The following is a 20,412-nucleotide window of genomic DNA, read 5'->3' as shown; positions in this document are numbered from 1 at the left end:
TTAATACGTGCATGTTAAAGGGATGAATGACGCAAGTTTTAGAAAAGTATACGATAAAGTGTTAGGAAAGCATTATAATAAGGAAGCACTAATTGTAGACACAAGGTTTAATGGCGGAGGTTGGCTTCATGAGGATCTTGCTACATTTTTAAATGGTAAAAATTATATAAAATTCAGGCCTAGAGGTCAAAATTTAGGATCTGAACCTCAATTTAAATGGGCAAAACCATCTGCTGTAGTAATGAGCGAAAGTAATTACTCTGATGCACACATGTTTCCTGTAACCTATAGAGCAATGGGCATAGGAAAACTTATTGGTATGCCTGTTCCTGGTACAGGTACAGCAGTTTGGTGGGAACGATTGCAAAATGGTACAGTATTCGGTATTCCTATGGTAGGTATGATAGACAACAAAGGAATTTATCTTGAAAATCAGCAATTAGAACCAGATATTAAAGTAACATTAGATCCTGAGCTGGTTATAAAAGGAAGGGATCAACAATTGGAAACTGCAGTAAAGGCATTGCTACCTGACTAATTTTGAATGAATAAAACTGTAATTACAAATTTATGAATAGATCAAACGGGTTCAGCTTTTATAGTTTTACCCGTTTTTAAAACTGCTTTATCCATCAAAACTTCGCAATAATGCTGTAAAATACATTAAGCACTCGTGCTTTCTTGGTTCCAGCTTAACTCCCTGTTTAAATCGAAAAGTGTTACAAGATCGCTTGTAAAGCCAATGATTTTGCTTTTCAATAAGATGCCAGTTGATGCCGCAGGGTTTTGAAATGATTTCGTGTTGGAATAAATTTTCTATCATATCATATAACCCTATTTGTTTTAATTGATTTTCAGTAAATAGTGTTTTTTTTTGAAATAAGGTATTTATCATACTTATGAGAAATTGATGTTTACTCCACTTGAAAATAATACATGATTTGGGTTTGAGAAAAAAACATTCTAAATAAGTAAACGCAGTGTTGGAAACGGTACATTAACAATACTCGTAATGTTCCTGCAACAATAGCTTTTGTATAAAGTTTTAATTAGTAAATTCGCTCCACTAAACTTAGCTAATTTTATGAAAGCTTTTGATTTCAAAAAATGGAATATCATTATAGGTTGGATTGTTTTTGCAATTGCCTTTACTACATATAGTTTAACGGTAGAACCCACAGCCAGTTTTTGGGACGCTGGCGAGTATATTTCTACTTCATCAAAATTACAAGTAGGTCACCCGCCGGGTGCGCCTTTATATCAAATGCTTGGTGCTTTCTTTTCTATTTTTAGTCCAGACAAAGCGCACATTGCACTCATGGTAAATATGATGTCGGTTTTTGCTTCGGCATTTACCATACTTTTCATGTTTTGGTCCTTAACCTATTTGCTTAAAAAACTTGTAATTCATATTTCAAAAAAAGAAGAAGCTACAACTGAGCAATATATGATTTTAGCTAGTGCTGCTATAGGAGCTCTTACTTTTACTTTTACAGATAGTTTTTGGTTTAATGCTGTTGAGGCCGAAGTGTATGCTATGGCATCATGCATTATGTCCATCCTATTTTATTTAGGTTTACGTTGGGAAAATGATATGCACACCCCACGAGGTAACAAGTGGCTTATTTTGCTAGCTTTTGTCGTTGGATTATCATTTGGAGTGCATTTTATGGGCTTACTAACCATTCCTGCTATTGGATTTTTATATTATTTTAAAAATTACAAAGTCACATTAAAAAGTTTTCTAATTGCAAATGTAGCCGTAGTAATGGTGCTAATGTTCATATTTAAACTTTTACTGCCTTATACGCTTTCATTTTTTGGTTTTGCCGAAGTATTTTTTGTAAACACCATTGGACTTCCATTTAATTCGGGAACTATTATTGTTGGAATATTGGCAATTGCTATTTTTTATCTTGGATTGAAATTTACTCGCCAAAAAGGATACATTCAATTAAACACCTTAATTTTATGTGTGGTATTTATATTTATAGGATTTTCAAGTTGGTTAATGCTTCCTATTAGAGCAAATGCTGGTACAGTTATTAACGAAAACAATCCGAATAATGCACGAGAACTACTAGCGTACTATAACCGAGAACAATACCAAGAAACACATTTATTTTACGGACCTCAGTTTACCGAAATCTACGGCGGATTGGATCCTGTAAATCCTTATTACGATGGTAAGCCAAAATATGAAAAGGACTTAAAAAAAGGCAAATACATTATTGTTAACAAGTATAAAAACGCGCAACAAAATTTTGAAGATAAGCATAAAGCCTTCCTTCCGCGCATGTGGAGTAGCGAAAATGCAGAAAACTACCTGCGTTTTACTGGACCTTTAAAATTTACTATAAAAAAAGAATACGCTAAAGACAAAGACCTAAGAAGAGTTGTTAATGAATTTAAAAAGGATTTTAATAGCAAACGTATCGGCTTGGAAGAATACGCTAAGTTTTTAAGTCAGTTTAGCGATTATATCAATGTTGAAAAACCTTCATTTTTATCAAACCTCAACTATATGTTCGAATACCAATTTGGATATATGTATTGGCGTTACTTTATGTGGAATTTTGTAGGCAGGCAAAATGACAACCAAGGCAGGTATACTGATACTGATGGAAACTGGATCAGTGGTATTAAACCCATTGATGCCTGGAGATTAGGAAATCAGGATTTTTTAACCTCCGATGACCTGAAAAACAAAGCAAGGAATACTTACTTTTTTATTCCTTTGCTTATTGGTTTGTTTGGATTTATATTCCAATTACAGCATGACAAAAAGAATTTTTGGGTGTTACTCCTTTTCTTTTTATACACTGGTTTGGCTTTAAAAGTATACTTAAATGAACGCCCATTTGAGCCTAGGGAGCGTGATTACGCCTTAGTAGGATCTTTTTATGTGTTTGCTATTTGGGTCGGATTTGGTGCATACGCTATTTTTGATAGTATTAAAAAAGTACTTTCGGCAAAAGCAGCTGTCCCTTTAGTATTTGGAGTAACATTATTAGGTTCACCTGTTTTATTAGCATCACAAAACTGGGACGATCACGACCGATCCGATCGCTATACAGCTCAGGCTATGGCAAAAATGTACTTAGATTCATGTCAAAAAAATGCCATTTTATATACCATTGGAGATAATGATACCTTTGCCCTTTGGTACGCGCAAGATATTGAAGAGTACCGTACCGATGTACGTACCGTAAACACTAGTTTATTTGCCACCGATTGGTATATTGATCAAATGAAACGAGCGGCTTATAAAAGCCCCCCTATACCATCGCAATTACCCCATAAATTTTACCGATGGGGAACTAACGACGTCATTTTCTTTAGAAAAGCTACCGAAGACACGTTGGACATTAAAACCTGGATGGATTTTATTGAAAGCGATGATAAACGTACTAAAGCCGAATTACAAAGTGGCGCATTTACCAACACTTTCCCTTCCAAACACGTACGTATCCCCGTAGATAAAGCGGCAGTATTACGCAATGGAATTGTAGCTACAGACGACGCACACCTTATTGTCGATCATATTGATATTACAATTAAAGATGAAATCCTGACAAAAAACAGGCTGCTCATGCTTGATGTTTTAGCGAACAACAATTGGGAGCGCCCTATTTACTTTACTGGTGGTAGCTTTGGTGATGATGACTATTTATGGATGAAAGATTATTTGCAACTTACTGGACTAACCTATAAATTAGTTCCTATCCGTACTCCTTTAGATAAAAATAATCCCTTTGATATGGGGCGCATTAATACGGATCAACTTTATGAAAATGTAATGAAATGGGATTGGGGAAATGGAGACAGCCCTGACATTTACCACGATCCTGAAACACGTAAAAACGCCATCACTTACCGTAGCACCTTGGCGCGGTTATTTGAAAATTTAATTAAAGAAGGTAAAACTAAAAAAGCCAAAGATGTAATTGAACTGGGCGTAACCAAACTGCCAATTGAGTATTATGAGTATTATACTTTGGTGGAACCATACGTAAGCGGCTATTATCAAGTTGGCGAAAAACAAAAAGCACGCGAATTATGGGAAAAACTAGCGCAAAAGTATCAGGAAAAACTTGCTTACTATGCTAGTCTAGATATTGAAAGACAATATAAAAATGCGGAAGCTATTATTACTCAAGTGGAACGCTATCGTGCAGTGGTTGATTTGCTTTTAGTAAATAACGATACCGAAATCTTAAAAGAGAAAGCTGCTGAATTCAATAGCTTTTTAGAATTGTTTTCAAACTTTTATGATAAAGATGAAGTGTACGATGCCAACAAAAATGAAGGTAGACCATTACCTGCAAATAACGACAGTACTTCAGTTGACAGTATAAAGCAGTAGTGATTAAATAAAATTTAAAAGAGGGTACTCTAAAATTAAATATAGAGCACCCTTTTTGATGCATACTCTTCTACATTTAACCCACTTGCACTAATTATTACCTAGCGTAATTAAAAATTGGAAAAGCGGGGCTGTAAACATCTAAAGCAGATTATGATATCATTTTGCAAACAAAATTTTGCATTAAACAGGACTACATACCAATTAAAAACATTTGTTTAAAAGCAGATATTATCCTCTGGTCTTCCACCGTATAACTTTCTTATGGCAGTTTTATCAGCATTTGATAGGTTTCCTGTAAAAAAATCAGCGGGATCTGTACTGGTTTCTAAATTCATTACTGATCTGGAATCATTTCTAGGTGTTCCTGGTATTAATTACCCAGCACTTTCATTGGTATGTCTTAGTCCAGCTATATGACCCAACTCGTGTCTTATGGTTGTACGTATTGCTCTTCCTCTTTCTCTTCCAGGTAGATTGTCGTACAATCCTGGATCCAAAGCTAATCTCCCTCCTACTCGATTATTTAAAGGTAATGCTGCAGAACCTAAATCAAACCTTTGAAATATAATGCTAAAATCTTCACCGCTATCTACTAATCTGAATTTTAAAAAGCTATCGTTTACCCTAATCCAATCGTTTATTGCATTTCTTACTTGAGTATCAATTCCACTTATCGTATTTTTTACTTTTATATCTCTAGCAATACTACACCTTAATATTTCTGAATGTCTTCTTTGTTTTGCTATAGTTTCATTCTAACTAATTTCTGAAATATTTTCTAATGATTTATTAGATATAAAAATATCATTTTCAACTAGGTATCCTTCATCAATCTCTTTAATTTCAATACGAGTATCAAAACCTGCCGCTTCTATTTTTTTAAGACTTCTTTAGAAATTTCTGAATTTACTTCCAAGGTTTGTTTCTCCCCTTGTCTCTCTTCTAACTGATCTTTTTAACATTGAATTGCTAATAAAGCTGCCATAATAGCAACTGTAATTTTTAATTTTTTCATTACTTCTGTTTTTTGAATTATGATATTCAATACAAAATACCTAGGTACTAAATATTGATGAATTACAACAACTATCTAGACAACTCTTTGTTTATAACTATACCCTATTCAAAATTTTGAAGTACAGCTAAATTAACATTAAACTATACATAAAAGCAGTAAATTAAAAAATTGGTTTGTAAGCTTATGACTATCAGTTATAGCTCCAAATCCTACACCTGTTAAAGTTATGTTTATTGTGATTTTTCGAATAAAACTGGGGTTAAAAATACAGCTAAGACCTACAACCTTGTTTTTAAAAAAATAGGTGTATTAAAATTATATTACAGTGAAAACAGATGATTTTTTCAAAATAAAATGTTTTAAAAAACAAAATCGAAATGGATTTTTTGAAAGACTGATGCAATAGATTTTCATAGAATACTAAGTAAGCATCTAATTCAGTTTCCGACATTAAATTTCCTATTCGGAATGGTTCTTTTTCGTGTGATACGTCAAAATAGGAAATCAATCGTAACTGTTAAAAACTTAGAATGTATCTGTAGTAATTTCTGCAAATGAAGATTTGTTAAAAATTCAATCTTAAAATGACACTTGAAATAAATTGAGGTTTAGCCACAGGTGATAAGCTAAGATCTATTAGGATGTAAGTTTTAAGAAATAAGCATTTTACTAATTTTAAACTTTAAACATACTCAGACATCAATGCAATAAGCGTATTTGCGTCCTGCTCACCGTTTTGACGCCAAACCATTTCGCCGTTTTTGTAAATCATTAAGGTAGGTACTCCATTGACACGTAAAGCACTGGCTAAATCTTCGTTTTTATCAACGTTAATTTTTATTACTTTCCCTTTATCTCCAATTGCAGCTGCAACATCTCTTAACACGGGGTGCATTGCTTTTGAAGCCTCACTCCAATCAGTAAAAAAATCAAGCAACACTGGGGATGATATATCTATTAATTCTCCAAATTTTGACATTTGTCTATTATTAAATCATTTGGTACTGTAAATATAAGATTTTTAATAAAGTCCTTATATTCTATTTTCCAGACCAATTAAGTTAAAAAATTTTACTAAAAACGAAAAAACTGATTAAATAGTGTAATTTAACTTAATATTGTGATTATAATGCTAGATATGAACGACTAGGATCAATTTTATAGTAAGTCAAACAGATATCCTGCCTTATATGAACTAACCAAACTAATACCGTTTTCAACATTAAATTTATCAGTTAAAATGATTCTTTTATAGTTAAGTAATTTGAGATCAGAATCGGTATAAAAGTATTTCCTTTCGTTCATTTTACAGTCAAAAATTTAAAACTATGACCTTAAACAAAGAGTATTCAAATGTATTAATACTTTTTTGTCTTGATTAACTTTTCACTTTCAATTCCAACACACTAATTTCAGGCCAAATCCCTACCCTTCCCGGGAAGGCATGAAAACCAAACCCTCTATTTACATTAATATACCTATCTGCATGATTATAAACCCCTGCCCATTGTTTATACACATATTGTATAGGACTCCATTTAAATATCCCTGGAATTTCAATACCAAATTGTAATCCATGTGTATGACCACTTAAGGTTAATTGATAATTCATAGGATGATTTTTCACTTCCAGTTCCCAGTGCGAGGGATCGTGACTCATAAGTACTTTAAAATCATTTTGAGCAATTCCTGCGGATGCTAACTTTAAATCACCTGCCTTTTTAAAGTTTTTTCCCCAGTTTTCAACGCCAATCAATTGAATTCGTTGCCCCTGTTTTTCAATTCCTCTGTTTTCATTGCATAACAAATCAAAATCAACTTTTTTGTGCAGCGCTTTTATGTCTTCAAAATTGTCCTGTTTTGCTTGTTCCGATGGCCAGGAAACATATTCACCGTAATCATGATTTCCTAATACGGAAAACTTCCCGAAAGGAAATTCCTTTAACCCTTTAAATGTACTAATCCATGGGTGAAATTCCTCCGCTTTAGTATTTACAATATCTCCTGTAAAAAGCAATACATCAGCATCTTGTTTATTAATCAAATCAACAGCATATTTAATTTTATCAGGATTATCAAAACTACCTGAATGCAAATCCGAAATTTGTAAAATTTTAAATCCTTCAAAAGCCTTGGGCAAATCGGCAAAAAACAGTTGCTTTTTAATCACCTTAAAATTATATTTCCCTTTCCAAAGGCCGTAAATAATACTTGCTAAAGGTAGCGCGGCAAGACCTAGGCCTAATTGCCCTATAAACTTCCTCCTGCCTTGAATTACTTCTGCGGAAGCGTTCCAATTAAAAGGCAGTAATAACAAATAGCTAATTAGTAAGAATAAAATTGCAACTAATTTTGGTACTATATGTACCACCATTAAGCCGATAGACCAATAAAAACTATGGCTTGTTCCCACCGCTCTGTCGTAAGATGCTACCTGAAAAATGAATAACGAATATGCAAAAAGACTGTATGAAAACACCCCCCACATAACAAAAGCATTCATTTTAAATACTTTAATAGCTAAAGCAAAAAAACTAAGCTCGAGTATTAAAAAAAAGCCGATTAAAACTGCTAAAGACCTCATTATTTATTTTGATTATTTATATAATATGTACACAATAGAACACCGTTTGTTGAGTTATAGTACACAAATAAATTTTAGAGTGCTAAAAAAAACATTTTTTCAAAAAAAACACTAAAAATTTTAAATAAAGTGGTATATTTAACATGCTTTTTAAGAATACATTAGTTTTCACACTATAACGATATATAAGGCATTGGTAACTAATTGTTATCAATTTTATTTTGGGGCGAAATGCTGTCATTTATGGCAGCATTTCTTTTTTTGATGTATCTTCCATTCTTTAAAATTAATTTGCCTATTATTTAAACATGGATTCCAACAAAAAACTGTTTTTACTAGATGCTTTTGCGCTTATATTTAGGGGATACTACGCCCTTATAAAAAACCCACGAATAACCAGTAAAGGAATGGATGTGTCCGCCATTATGGGCTTTACAAATTCCTTACTTGATGTTATCAGACGTGAAAAACCGGATTACCTTGCTGTGGCATTTGATAAAGGAGGAAGTCATGCCAGGACTGAAATTTTCCCTGAATACAAAGCCAATAGAAACGAAACTCCTGAAGCCATTGAAATAGCCGTTCCCTACATTCAGAAAATATTAAAAGCCATGCACATTCCTATTATTGAACAATTGGGTGTTGAGGCCGATGATTTAATTGGAACACTTGCCAAACAGGCTGAAAAAGAAGGTTTTCAGACCTATATGGTTACACCTGATAAGGATTACGCACAATTAGTTTCTGAAAATATCTTTATGTATCGCCCTGCAAGAATGGGGAATGGTATTGAAATTTGGGGTGTTGATGAAGTAAAGAAAAAGTTTGAAATAGAACATCCTGAACAAGTAATTGACTATTTAGGCATGATGGGGGACGCCGTGGATAATATTCCTGGCCTGGCTGGTGTGGGCGATAAAACCGCTAAAAAGTTTATTGCTGCTTATGGGAGTATGGAAGGCTTGTTGGAAAATTTAAATGAGCTGAAGGGTAAAATGAAAGAAAAGGTGACTGCAAATGCCGAGCTTGGCTTACTTTCAAAACAACTGGCCACCATTAAAATTGATTGTGATGTTACCTTTAATGCGGAGGCTTACAAACTCTCAGCCCCAGATGCTGAAAAGGTGACTACACTATTTGAAGAATTGGAATTCAGAAGAATGAAAGATCAATTTTTTAAACTTTTTGATGCCGATGGCAATCCAGCGACACCCGAAACCGTAAAACCATCGCAAGTACGCACTAAAAGTACTGCTGGTGCCGGACAGTTTTCATTATTTGATGCTGGTGATGATCAATCTAATGCTTCCAAAACTACATCAAGACAAACTATTGATAGCACCACTCACCATTACCAAACGGTACAAACTAGTGGATTAGGGTTCAAATTGTTTTTACAAAACTTAACTGCACAAACCAGCGTTTGCTTTGATACCGAAACTACAAGTCTTGATCCTTTGGTAGCAGAATTGGTTGGTATTGCCTTTAGCTGGGAAAAAACAAATGGTTTTTATGTTCCTTTTCCAGAAGATAGACAAGAAGCAAACACGCTTATCCAACAACTATTGCCTTTTTTTGAAAGTGAAAACATTGAAAAAATTGGTCAAAATTTAAAATACGATATTAAGGTACTTGACAAATATGGAGTAACTGTAAAAGGTCCGTTATTTGATACCATGATTGCGCACTATTTGATTAATCCCGATATGCGCCATAATATGGATATTTTAGCTGAAACCTATTTAAATTATACTCCCGTATCTATTACCGAGCTAATTGGTAAAAAAGGAAAAAATCAATTAAGTATGCGCCAGGTACCTGTTGAAAAACAAACCGAGTACGCTGTTGAAGATGCCGATATTACCCTGCAACTTGCCGCACATTTTACGCCCGAACTTAAAGAGGCAAATACCATGGAGCTATTCAACACTATTGAGATTCCTTTAGTGAAAGTGCTATCGGCCATGGAAATTGAAGGTATTAATTTAGATAAAGCCTTTTTAAATAGCCTTTCGTCAGAATTAAGCCAGGACATCACCAAGTTAGAAAATAATATTTATGAGCAGGCTGGAGAAACGTTTAATATAGGTTCGCCAAAACAATTAGGTATTGTACTGTTTGAAAAAATGAAGTTGGTTGATAAACCTAAAAAACAAAAACCGGACAATATTCCACGGCTGAAGATGTATTATCCTACCTTGCCAAGGACCATCAAATTATTGCCGATATTTTAGCTTACCGCGGATTAGCCAAACTGAAAAGTACTTATGTAGATGCTTTGCCTGCTCAAGTTAATCCAAATACACAGCGTGTACATACCGATTACATACAAACTGTTGCTGCTACTGGTAGGTTGAGCTCCAACAATCCTAACTTGCAAAATATTCCAATTCGTACCGAACGTGGCCGACAAGTGCGCAAAGCGTTTGTTCCGCGTAACAACGACCATGTACTTGTTGCTGCCGATTACTCGCAAATAGAGTTACGAATTATTGCAGCTTTAAGCAACGAGACTGCCATGATGGAAGCTTTTAACAATGGTGAAGATATTCATGCCACTACCGCTGCAAAGGTTTTTCAAGTAGCTTTGGATGATGTTACCCGTGAACAGCGTAGCCATGCAAAAACTGTTAATTTTGGTATTATGTACGGGGTTTCTGCCTTTGGATTGAGTAACCAAACTAATTTGACCCGCAGCGAATCCAAAGAACTCATTGAAGCGTATTACAAAACCTATCCAAAATTAAAAGCCTATATGAGCGCACAAGTGGATTTTGCCCGAGAAAATGGCTTTGTACAAACTGTATTGGGCAGACGCAGGTACCTGAAAGATATTAATTCCGCAAATGCTATTGTTAGAGGTGCAGCCGAGCGTAATGCAGTAAATGCTCCTATTCAAGGAAGCGCCGCTGATATTATAAAGATTGCCATGATTAATATTTACAAAAAACTAAATGATGGTAATTATAAAACTAAAATGTTATTACAAGTGCATGATGAACTGGTATTTGACGTGCCAAAAAACGAATTAGACATAATTTCAAAATTAATTAAGCATGAAATGGAAAATGCCTTTAAACTTGATGTTCCACTTGACGTGGAATTGGGGGTAGGCGATAATTGGTTGGAAGCACATTAAAATTTATTAAAGTTTTTAGATCAAAGTACATATTAGCCCATTTTATTCGCGTGCTATTATGTACTTTTTTTAGAATTCATCATTTTAATGAAGATTATACCGCTCCCGAAGTTAAATTTTCCGTTTAAAATAAGAATTGGTATTGCTTCAATTAGTGATTTCCAATTCATATGTAAGCATATCTTTCCAAATGTCATGCCCTTAGAAATTTACAATTCAATAAAGTATAATCGTTTAAATTCTGTTAATCTTTTCAAAATTTAAAGCTTTTGACATATTCATAAATAAAAACAGTTTATACAGATAAGAAATTAAAAATGAAGTCCTCATTTACCCCCCTAAGTTTTACTTATCAAAGCCTTGACAAATAAAGTAATGATATTAAACAGCATCTTAAACCAACGTACTTTTTGTATCCAAATCAATCATTAGTATGTTATTCTATTTTAAATTACAGTTTACAATACTTAACAGAAAACTTACTGATTTTGGAGTGCCGCCAATAGTTGGCTATACTTTAATTACCGTAATTTTTATAATGGCATCAAACCATTTATTTGCTTCACAAACAAACGCTCCGTACATATATACCGCTATAGCGTTAGCAATTACATTTGCTAACAACGACAAAGGCAAAAATGATTTTATAAAAAATTGTTATACTACTAAAACCTATTATTTCATTAAAGCACTACAAAACATACTAATTTGTCTCCCTTTTGCTGCAATACTTTTGTATAATCAAACATACTTTCTCGCAATTTTATTGATCCCGATAAATTGCTTAATTGCTTTTATCCCCATCAACGTTACAAGTACCAAAGTGATTCCTACACCTTTTGGTAAAACACCATTTGAATTTACCGTTGGCTTCAGAAAAAAATTTTTGCCAATCATGCTCACCTACCTAATCGCGTATATTGCTATTTATGTTGACAATTATAATTTGGGAATTTTTGCACTTATCGCTAATTTTTTAATTGCTATATTATTTTACAATAAAGTTGAAAACGAATACTTTGTTTGGTCGCATTCAGTTTTGCCGAAAGATTTTCTAATTCTAAAAATAAAAATTGCGTTAACTAATAGTAGCCTACTTAGCTTACCGATACTTTTTTTTATGAGTATATTTTTCAGCAATCAAATAAGTTTTCTTCTTTTATGTGTATTTGTTTGCCACTTATATTTAGTTGCCAGTGTTTTACTCAAATACAGCAATTTTCCTAATACTATAGATTTTCCAAAAACCCTACTATTTGGAATTACAGTAGTTTTTCCTCCTTTACTTATTGGTGTCATCCCTTTTTATTATAAATCTGCTACCAAAAAGCTAAGCAATTATTTAAAATGATTGAATTAAAAAACATATCCAAATCCTTTGGTAATCACAAGGTATTACATTCAATTTCAATGCAGTTGAAGCAAGGGAAAGTCTATGGTATTGTTGGTCACAATGGTGCCGGAAAAACAACACTTTTTAGGTGTATAGCAAACCTTGAAAATTACAAAGGGAATATAACATCAACCTACGGATCTATTAAAGATCAACTAGGCTATCTGATGACCGAACCTTTTATTTTCGACAAAGTTACCGGAAAGGAATACATTCAATTATTGCTAAATGCTCGTAACTTAAAAAATGTGGATATTGATAGTCAAAACATTTTTGACCTCCCCTTAAATCAATATGCTTCATCCTATTCTACAGGAATGAAGAAAAAACTAACGCTAACAGCTATTCTGTTACAAAAAAACAACTATTTCATTTTAGATGAGCCTTTTAACGGTGTGGACATTCAGAGTAATCTTGTAATTATCGAGATTATTCAAAAGCTGAAAGAGTTAAATAAAACATTACTAATTTCATCACACATTTTTTTCAACATTAGCCGAAACTTGTGATGAAATTTTTGTGCTTCAAAAAGGCACTATTACTAAAAGAGTTTTGAAACATGAATTTGCAGATTTAAACAAAAAAATGAAGGATTTTTCAATTGGTAAACGCTTACAAAAACTGAACCTATCTTAAGCAAAGCTTTCCTAAAGCACGGATCAACCCCGATCAGCTTACCTTATATTTACTTTAAATTTAAATCCATCACAGCGCTGCGACACCCTTTCTGACTTAAAATTACTCAAAATAAAAATTAAAAACTTTTTGTTTAATCTAAAAAAAATAAAAATTATCCATAGATCCTACTTTTTCTATCATTGGTGTCCGATTAAAATTTATTGAAAACCTTAAAACACTTGTCAATAGTAGCCTTTAAGCTTTTTTTAAATTTGGAGCATGCTTTTGCTTTAATTATGGAAATTAAATTTACTATAAAATCAAAAAAAACTGTTAATTTTCAATACATTATAAGTTTAATCTTGAGTCATGTTTCTTAAATCAAAGTGATCTTGAATTTTTATCGGACACTAATGTTTTTCTATTTTAAAATAATAGCAAAAAGAAGAACCGTTTTGAATGAAGAATTTAATATGTGAAACAGCATTATAGTATTCAAAGAATACAAATTAATTTGTTTGAAAAAAAGGTGAGATAAAAAAATGGCACAAAAGATAAATTAAAAGCAATTTATCTTTTGTGCCATAACCAAACATTTTCTTCTAAAATACTATAAATTAAAATACTAAATAATTTTCAAAAAAGTAATATGAGTATTTTAATTAGAAATAAATACTAGTTCAAAGCAGGACAATTACAATGATAACGTTGCTTACGACATCCAAAATCATACCCAAGTGTTATTTGATGGAATCCATCGCTTGAAAAAACCACCTCATTTAATTGTTTAGTATACGTGTAGGCAAATTTAAGCTTACCTAAGTTTACCCCAAATAAAGGACTTACATAACTTAGCTGCTCTTGCACAAGTAAACTTGCACTATCATCCGTAGAACCTGCATCTACTGCCCTACGATAAGAAACACCTAAATAGGCTGTTCTGTTATTATTAAGCTTTCTGTACACCTTTATGTTCATATCCACGGTTGTCTGTTGCAATTGTTGACGGTATTGTGCTAATAATGATGGTTCAAATTGCCATGGACTATTAAATTTAGAAATGTTCACACCCATTGATAACAAAAATCTACGGAGATTACTAGTTAAATCTGTTTCATTTAAGCCCTGATTTTCAATCAAATTTTTAGCTGTAAAGTGAGTAAAGAAATCACGATAAAAATATGAAAATCCAAAATCCATATTGAAATAGGCTTGATTTGTTGTGCTGCCCCCAACTAAAGGATCTCCTGCGGCAATAAAACTGGTTTCGTCCAACTGGTATTGTAACACTCCTGCGCTTAATCCGAAAGACAGCATGTTAATATCTACTTCATCACGCGAAAACAAAAGGTGATGCGCATAAGTACCATAAATACCATTTTGCTTATGAAAACCATTGGTATCCGCAAAGGCATTAACTCCTAAACCAGAGCTACGTCCTACCCTACCATTAATACTTAATGTTTGTAAACTTGGTGCATCGGTTTGCCCTAACCAAGAGCGACGTGCTGTTAATCTTATTTGCGAACAATTTGAAGCTCCTGCCATGGAAGGATGAATCAAATAATAGTTATCCGTTAAGTAGTCCGAATATACCGGAAGCCCTTCTTGAGCAAAGGAAAAATAAGTTGTAAGCAACGCTACTATTCCGAATATTGGTTTGAAATTCAATTTTAATTTTGGTGCGTAGGTCATTATTTGTAAAATGTAGTAATTAGTTATGTTAAGGCGTTTATCTAAGTAAGGCAAAGTGTCCTCTGTATTCTTCTCCATTATCAGTTTTTGCATAATACCAGTAATCATCGGCTGGCATGTGTAAATCATTATAAGTTCCGTTCCAACCTCTGCTTTCAGGACTAAAACTTGCCATCAGTCTTCCGTATCTATCAAATACACTAATAGTAATTTTAGTATCGCCTGGGTTTCCTTTAACATTCCATGATTCATTGTCAGAATCTCCGTTTGGACTAAAAAACTCTGGAAAACCAAATACTGAAACCTCAACAGACAATGAATTACAAAGGTTTGAAACTGTAGCCAAATAATCTCCTGGAGGCACATTACGGAACACATTACCTAATTGGGTTGCTACAAAACTATTATCAATCCCAAGTAATGTATATTCTAGATCATTCCCTTTAGTAGTAAATAATTGCACAGTATTTAATCCCGTTTCAAAAGTTAAATTCTCCGGAGATTCAATAGGCATTATTGTTGTTGTTTCTTCACCTGAACAACTTGCTGCAGCCCTGCTTGAATATCTGATAGTATAATCACCAATTCGAGTAGCTACTATTTCAGCCTCATTTTCCCCTGCAATATCTGCGCCATTTAAAGCCCACTGTAAATCAAAATCAGTAGTATTTAACGGTGTAGTTATAGTTACTGGATCTACATTACCATCACTATCCACACAAACAGTATCTCCTGAAAGGGTAAAACTTGGTAAATTTTCAATTGTAATAACAAATGGCACTTCACCTTTACAACCATTAGCATTTTCTTCAACTAAAAATAAATCAGTAGTAGATGTCAAAACTTGACCCTCGGCTAAATCACCAGTAATAGTTGGATCTGTTGCTAAAGAAATTGTTGAATAAAATTGACCTACAGGTAAACTTGGTAAAGTAAATGTTTCGCATTGCGCTGTTATAGACAACGAAGCAGGCAATGTTGGTGTTGGAATACCCAAAATTGATACTTCTACATCTGCAGATAGTCCCGTACAAACTGATGAGGAATTAATTGTATAAGTATACGTACCAGTATCGGCAGTAGCAGGATCAATTTCAAAATTTGGATCGGTATTTACACTACCATCAGGAAGTGTCCAAGATCCATTATTAGATGGACTCCCTTGCAATCCACTAATCAAACTTACTGGCATATCATTGATACACAAATTTAGCATACCATTAGTTCCTGGATCTCCAGTAATATTTTCAATATTAATTGTAAATGATATTTCATCTACACACCCCGCACTTGAAGTTTCTTGAATAAATATTTCTTGCGTGCTTGTTACTGCGTCACCAGGGTTTAATTCAGAACCTCCTCCACCTGTTGAAGTAAAATATTTTTGAGTTGCTGGGTCTGCCAAAGGTGGTAATACAAAGCTGTTACAATAAGCTGACTCAATAGTGGGTGCTACAGGTGTAGGTAGCGGATTTACTGTAAAGTTAAATTCTTCCTCGGATGCACAAACCTGACCGCTAGCTGCGTCAATATTTTCTGCAAAAATATAAACCGTATCAGAAGACATAAAAACATCCCCTACACTAAGCATTGTCCTACTTAGATCACCAACAGGAGCATCAAAATAATTACCTATTGCAAGTGGTGCTAAAACAAATTCTCCACAACTTTCAACTACTGTTGGCAGCACTATTCTTGGCTTTTCAATAATAGTTAGTCTTACATTAATTTGATTACTTGGACAACCTGTTGCATCAGCTGCTTCAACAACAAACGTATTTACACCAACACTTAACTGGTCTGCAGTAGGTGTATAACTATCTGTACTTTGTGCAGATGCTATGGGTGACCCATCAGAAAGATACCAGCGTCCTACTAGACCTGTATCTAAAGTTACGCTTAATGTTGGTATAGCATCCTCTTCACAAATAACTTCATTAGATGGGTTAGTAGGATCATTTACAACTGGACAATCACAGTTTGGAGCAGTTACCATTCGAGTAAAACTACAAGCTGGGTTTCCTGTTGGTGTAATCGTTAAAACTACATCTTGATTTTTTGGAATATCCGTTATCTTAGGTCTTGTTGGATCACTTAAATCTACTACTCCAAAGTCACTTGTAACAGTACCTGATCCAGTTAACGTAGTTGTAACCTCATATACAGTGGCTGAGGGCCCAGTAGCATCACACCTTGCGCCCAAAACATCAATTTCAGGAATATCAGTTATTACTACCTCAACGTCTACACTCCCTGGAGGACAACCAGCTGCACTAACCTCATAAGTATACATTCCTGAAGTAAATGAAACTGCTGATGGAGTTAACATTCCATCAAAAGTAGTTACTCCATCAGGTAAAGTCCAAATTCCACCTGATTGTGGCGAGTTTGTTAATAAAGTAAACAAATCTGTAGTGGTTGTATCATCACTACAAAACATTACTGGTGAGGTTGGCGCTACTCCTGGGTTTGCTCCTCCTATAGAAATATCAACGGTCGCAGTATCACTTCCGCAACCTGCACCTCCATTTACAGTATAAGTATATACCCCAAACATATCTGAACTTGGATCAAAAGTTCCTTTATCATCAGCACCAAACACGGTTGTAGTTGTACCTAAAGTCCAAACACCTCCTGGACTTGGCATAGTTCCATCTGCTCGATCTAGTAATTCATCAAATAAATCAAAAACAGGATCCGATGTACATCTTGAAATTATAGCATCCTCTCCTGCAAAGGCTATCGGAGTTACCTCAACGGGCAAAGTAAAAGTACGTTCAGGACACGACCCAACTCTAGGTAATGTATACACATAATTCATTTCAGTCATTGTTGTAGAGACGTCTAATGTAGCTAAATGACCTCCTGTAATAGCATTACCACTAGTAGGAACTGTCCAGCTTCCCGTATCTGGCACACTTGAAACTGGTGGTGTAAGCGCAGCCAATTTAGTATTTAACTCATTAAATAAATTAAAATCGGCTGTAGCCCCTTGACATACATCTGCTACATCAGTTATTACAATAGGAGTCGCAATAAACTCTTCTCTCCAATCTAAATCACCCCCTGGATTATGCACATCTGGAAAAGCACTTGGCTCCTGCCCTCCATTTGTTCCATTAGTATTACTGGTCAATCTTCCCAGAACTTCTGTATCATAGTCATTATCCAAACCATCATTGTCAGTATCATTAAAAGCTGCATTCAATATATCAGATACGCCGTCTTGATCTAAATCATAGGCTTCTACTGTATCATCTAAACAATCATCATCTGAGTTATTATCTAGGTAGTCTGGCGTTCCATCTGTATCTGAATCTGCTAATACTACAGGTGTTCCATTAGAATCATAACTATCATCTACTCCATTAAAATCCCCATCAGACCCACTTGGAGCAATGTAGTTAGCCGTTTCCATTGCTTCAACATGATCAATTATACCATCATTATCTGAATCAACATCTAAATAATCAGGATTACTATCACTATCACTATTTACAATGGTAGTTATAGTTCCAGAATCCGATTGCGTATCCACACGACCATCACCATCTGCATCTTTAGCGGCTTCGTTATTTTCAACAATATCATAAATTCCATCGTTATCACTATCTAAATCTTCAGAATTAGGTATTCCATCTCGGTCGAAATCACACGCTGGAGTTGATAAAAATATATTATCGATAGCAATATCATTACCATTACCTGGAGTTCCTTGGTTATTGACCACTTGCACTGTAACAATAGTAACACCGGGTAATGGAGTAAACTTTTCATCAAATTGTTGCCATGCATCCATATTATTACTAATTGGACCAGAATTTCTACTAATTATAGGCATTCCTGTACTTTGATCAACAATTTCTATTGTTAAGTTAGGAAGTATACCATCAGTTGAATTAAAATTGGCTATTGACATACTAAAATCATATTCTAGCCCGGGCACTACAGGTAAATCTTTAGCTACAAAAACTGGCTTATTGAGAAACACCGCTGATTTCATATTTATAGCCAGATATCTTCCGTCTACATCTCCGTTGGCATCTACATCACCATTTAAATCTGAAGCCAAAAAAGTAGCATCAAAACCAACACCTGTTCTAAAAAATGTTGATGTAGCCACATTATATTCACCGTCATTCATAGTATCCTGAGGTAACAGTGGATTATACTGCAAACCTAAACCTTCTGAAAATTTACTCCTAGTGGGGCTCCCAAAACCAAAATCTTCTTCTAATACAAAAACAGGTGATAAACTTGCTGGTGTACAAAAACCATTTTCAAGCACATCGGTTATCCCGTCGTTATCATCATCCAAATCGACATCATTTGTTATACCATCATTATCAATATCATTATTTCCACAAGGCCTAACATTAATCACTGCCGTTTGATCAGGACATACTCCACCTCCAGGAAGTGTGTACGTAAAACTCCCTCCTGAGGCATCTGTAGTGTCATAAGTACCTGTACCATTACTCCAACTTCCTCCTGCTTCTGGCCCACCATCCAATTCATCAAATAAGTTAATTACACCTGATTTTCCACATAAAAATATTTCACTATCAAATCCTGCATTAGGAATTGGATTTACCGTAATATCAATAAAATGCTCAGTCCCATCAACCCTAACTCTAAATCTTGTCACACCTGGTGTACTTATGATCTCTCTTTGAAAAGTATTATCTGGATCGCTAAAATTTCCATTTCTTAAAAAATTGGAACTTCCGTCCGGGTTAATTCGCTCCCAATTGATATTGTATGAACCTGTGGGATTAGTTGGCGGTGATGGAGGATCTATATCCAAGTTTACTTGTATCGTTGAACCAGAACAAATTGTTGTACCAAAACCAGTTTCAGGTTCTAATGTTACAGTTTGTCCATAAGTGTATACAAATCCAATGAATATACTTACAAAAAATAATAATTTTCGCATAGCAGCAAATAGTTAGCGTGTTGTTTAACAACTGAAATAACGCTAATATTTTCAAAGTAATATATTTACATATCCTGTTTTCGACATGATACACATAACACCGTTTTTTAAAATTAAAAATCAACAAGTAGTTACTACTATTTTTTACCCCAAATAAATGTTAAGTCTTGTAAATGTGATTATTATGATTTTTGATTATTGTAAGAATTCACTTTCATAAAAAAGCATCGTTAACTCATTTTTACAATTGTAAGAATTCACTTTAATAAAATTCCACAAAACCTATATATAACACGATTAACCCTTCCTATATTTGAAATATAAATCAAGAAATACCCACCTAACCCCTTCCTTTTACTTACAAAAAAACACACATTATCTAATTACACACTTTTATTCCTAATCAAATTTCACACACCAATAAAACGTTGCTTTTATAGCGTTTAAGACATCTCCGATAAAATAATTAAGCGAATAGTAATTTATAAAATTAACCTTTGTATCTTTTTGATCGATATCATTACCTAAAACACCTACAATAAAATCTCAAGAACTATTATAATTTACACTTTCTTTTTACAACACGAGTTAAAATTAAGAAATCATCCACCTGAGGCTTACTATTTTTATTAGACAATAAAAATAAAAATTTATTTAAAA

Annotated in this window: 9 protein-coding genes and 1 pseudogene; 4 read left to right on the top strand and 6 right to left on the bottom strand. The window is 34.0% G+C overall.

The features are described from left to right. Positions 1-7 precede the first annotated feature (7 nt). Positions 8-538, top strand: coding sequence for a S41 family peptidase (locus GMC_RS0102815; protein ID WP_316928954.1), 531 nt, complete (start codon positions 8-10; stop codon positions 536-538). A gap of 87 nt (positions 539-625) precedes the next feature. On the opposite strand, the gene GMC_RS0102810 is transcribed toward GMC_RS0102815, so the two are convergent. Beyond that, positions 626-895 carry a hypothetical protein gene (locus GMC_RS0102810; RefSeq protein WP_010520702.1) on the bottom strand — a complete coding sequence of 90 codons (270 nt, stop codon included), beginning with the start codon at positions 893-895 and terminating at the stop codon, positions 626-628. Positions 896-1,084: 189 nt separating this feature from the next. On the opposite strand from GMC_RS0102810, the gene GMC_RS18840 reads away from it, so the two are divergent. Further along, positions 1,085-4,366, top strand: a complete 3,282-nt coding sequence (locus GMC_RS18840; protein WP_050813284.1) for a glycosyltransferase family 117 protein — start codon at positions 1,085-1,087, stop codon at positions 4,364-4,366. A gap of 1,703 nt (positions 4,367-6,069) precedes the next feature. Here GMC_RS18840 and GMC_RS0102795 read toward each other — a convergent pair. Together GMC_RS0102795 and GMC_RS0102790 are read right to left on the bottom strand one after the other, a co-directional pair. After that, positions 6,070-6,366 carry a thioredoxin family protein gene (locus tag GMC_RS0102795; protein WP_010520700.1) on the bottom strand — a complete coding sequence of 99 codons (297 nt, stop codon included), beginning with the start codon at positions 6,364-6,366 and terminating at the stop codon, positions 6,070-6,072. Positions 6,367-6,765: 399 nt separating this feature from the next. Next, positions 6,766-7,971 (bottom strand): metallophosphoesterase, encoded by a 1,206-nt coding sequence (locus GMC_RS0102790; RefSeq protein ID WP_010520699.1) that lies wholly within the window; start codon positions 7,969-7,971, stop codon positions 6,766-6,768. A gap of 308 nt (positions 7,972-8,279) precedes the next feature. On the opposite strand from GMC_RS0102790, the pseudogene polA reads away from it, so the two are divergent. Next, positions 8,280-11,110 (top strand): annotated as a pseudogene (polA, locus tag GMC_RS0102785) (DNA polymerase I). Positions 11,111-12,250: 1,140 nt separating this feature from the next. Here polA and GMC_RS21610 read toward each other — a convergent pair. After that, positions 12,251-12,409 (bottom strand): hypothetical protein, encoded by a 159-nt coding sequence (locus tag GMC_RS21610; protein ID WP_157998130.1) that lies wholly within the window; start codon positions 12,407-12,409, stop codon positions 12,251-12,253. 48 nt (positions 12,410-12,457) lie between these two features. Here GMC_RS21610 and GMC_RS18830 point away from each other — a divergent pair, with 48 nt between their 5' ends. Continuing rightward, on the top strand, positions 12,458-13,012 hold the full coding sequence (locus GMC_RS18830) for an ATP-binding cassette domain-containing protein (RefSeq protein WP_010520697.1): 555 nt from the start codon (positions 12,458-12,460) through the stop codon (positions 13,010-13,012). Positions 13,013-13,796: 784 nt separating this feature from the next. Here the strand turns inward: GMC_RS18830 and GMC_RS0102760 are convergent. Next, positions 13,797-14,894 (bottom strand): PorP/SprF family type IX secretion system membrane protein, encoded by a 1,098-nt coding sequence (locus tag GMC_RS0102760; protein ID WP_010520696.1) that lies wholly within the window; start codon positions 14,892-14,894, stop codon positions 13,797-13,799. After that, positions 14,854-19,752 carry a T9SS type B sorting domain-containing protein gene (locus GMC_RS0102755; RefSeq protein ID WP_010520695.1) on the bottom strand — a complete coding sequence of 1,633 codons (4,899 nt, stop codon included), beginning with the start codon at positions 19,750-19,752 and terminating at the stop codon, positions 14,854-14,856. The genes GMC_RS0102760 and GMC_RS0102755 overlap by 41 nt, the downstream gene beginning before the upstream one ends. Positions 19,753-20,412 lie beyond the last annotated feature (660 nt).

Origin of the sequence: Aquimarina agarivorans (assembly GCF_000218485.1) — a bacterium.
Taxonomy (GTDB): domain Bacteria; phylum Bacteroidota; class Bacteroidia; order Flavobacteriales; family Flavobacteriaceae; genus Aquimarina; species Aquimarina agarivorans.
Note: the sequence above shows the minus strand (reverse complement) of the source record. Positions and strands in the feature narration are given on the sequence as shown.

Excerpts from the sequence above, each read along its gene's own strand:
- GMC_RS21610 (WP_157998130.1), bottom strand. The coding sequence starts at position 12,409 with ATGACACCAATAAGTAAAGGAGGAAAAACTACTGTAATTCCAAATAGT.
- GMC_RS18840 (WP_050813284.1), top strand. The coding sequence starts at position 1,085 with ATGAAAGCTTTTGATTTCAAAAAATGGAATATCATTATAGGTTGGATT.
- GMC_RS0102790 (WP_010520699.1), bottom strand. The coding sequence starts at position 7,971 with ATGAGGTCTTTAGCAGTTTTAATCGGCTTTTTTTTAATACTCGAGCTT.
- GMC_RS18830 (WP_010520697.1), top strand. The coding sequence starts at position 12,458 with ATGATTGAATTAAAAAACATATCCAAATCCTTTGGTAATCACAAGGTA.
- GMC_RS0102810 (WP_010520702.1), bottom strand. The coding sequence starts at position 895 with ATGATAAATACCTTATTTCAAAAAAAAACACTATTTACTGAAAATCAA.
- GMC_RS0102760 (WP_010520696.1), bottom strand. The coding sequence starts at position 14,894 with ATGGAGAAGAATACAGAGGACACTTTGCCTTACTTAGATAAACGCCTT.
- GMC_RS0102755 (WP_010520695.1), bottom strand. The coding sequence starts at position 19,752 with ATGCGAAAATTATTATTTTTTGTAAGTATATTCATTGGATTTGTATAC.
- GMC_RS0102795 (WP_010520700.1), bottom strand. The coding sequence starts at position 6,366 with ATGTCAAAATTTGGAGAATTAATAGATATATCATCCCCAGTGTTGCTT.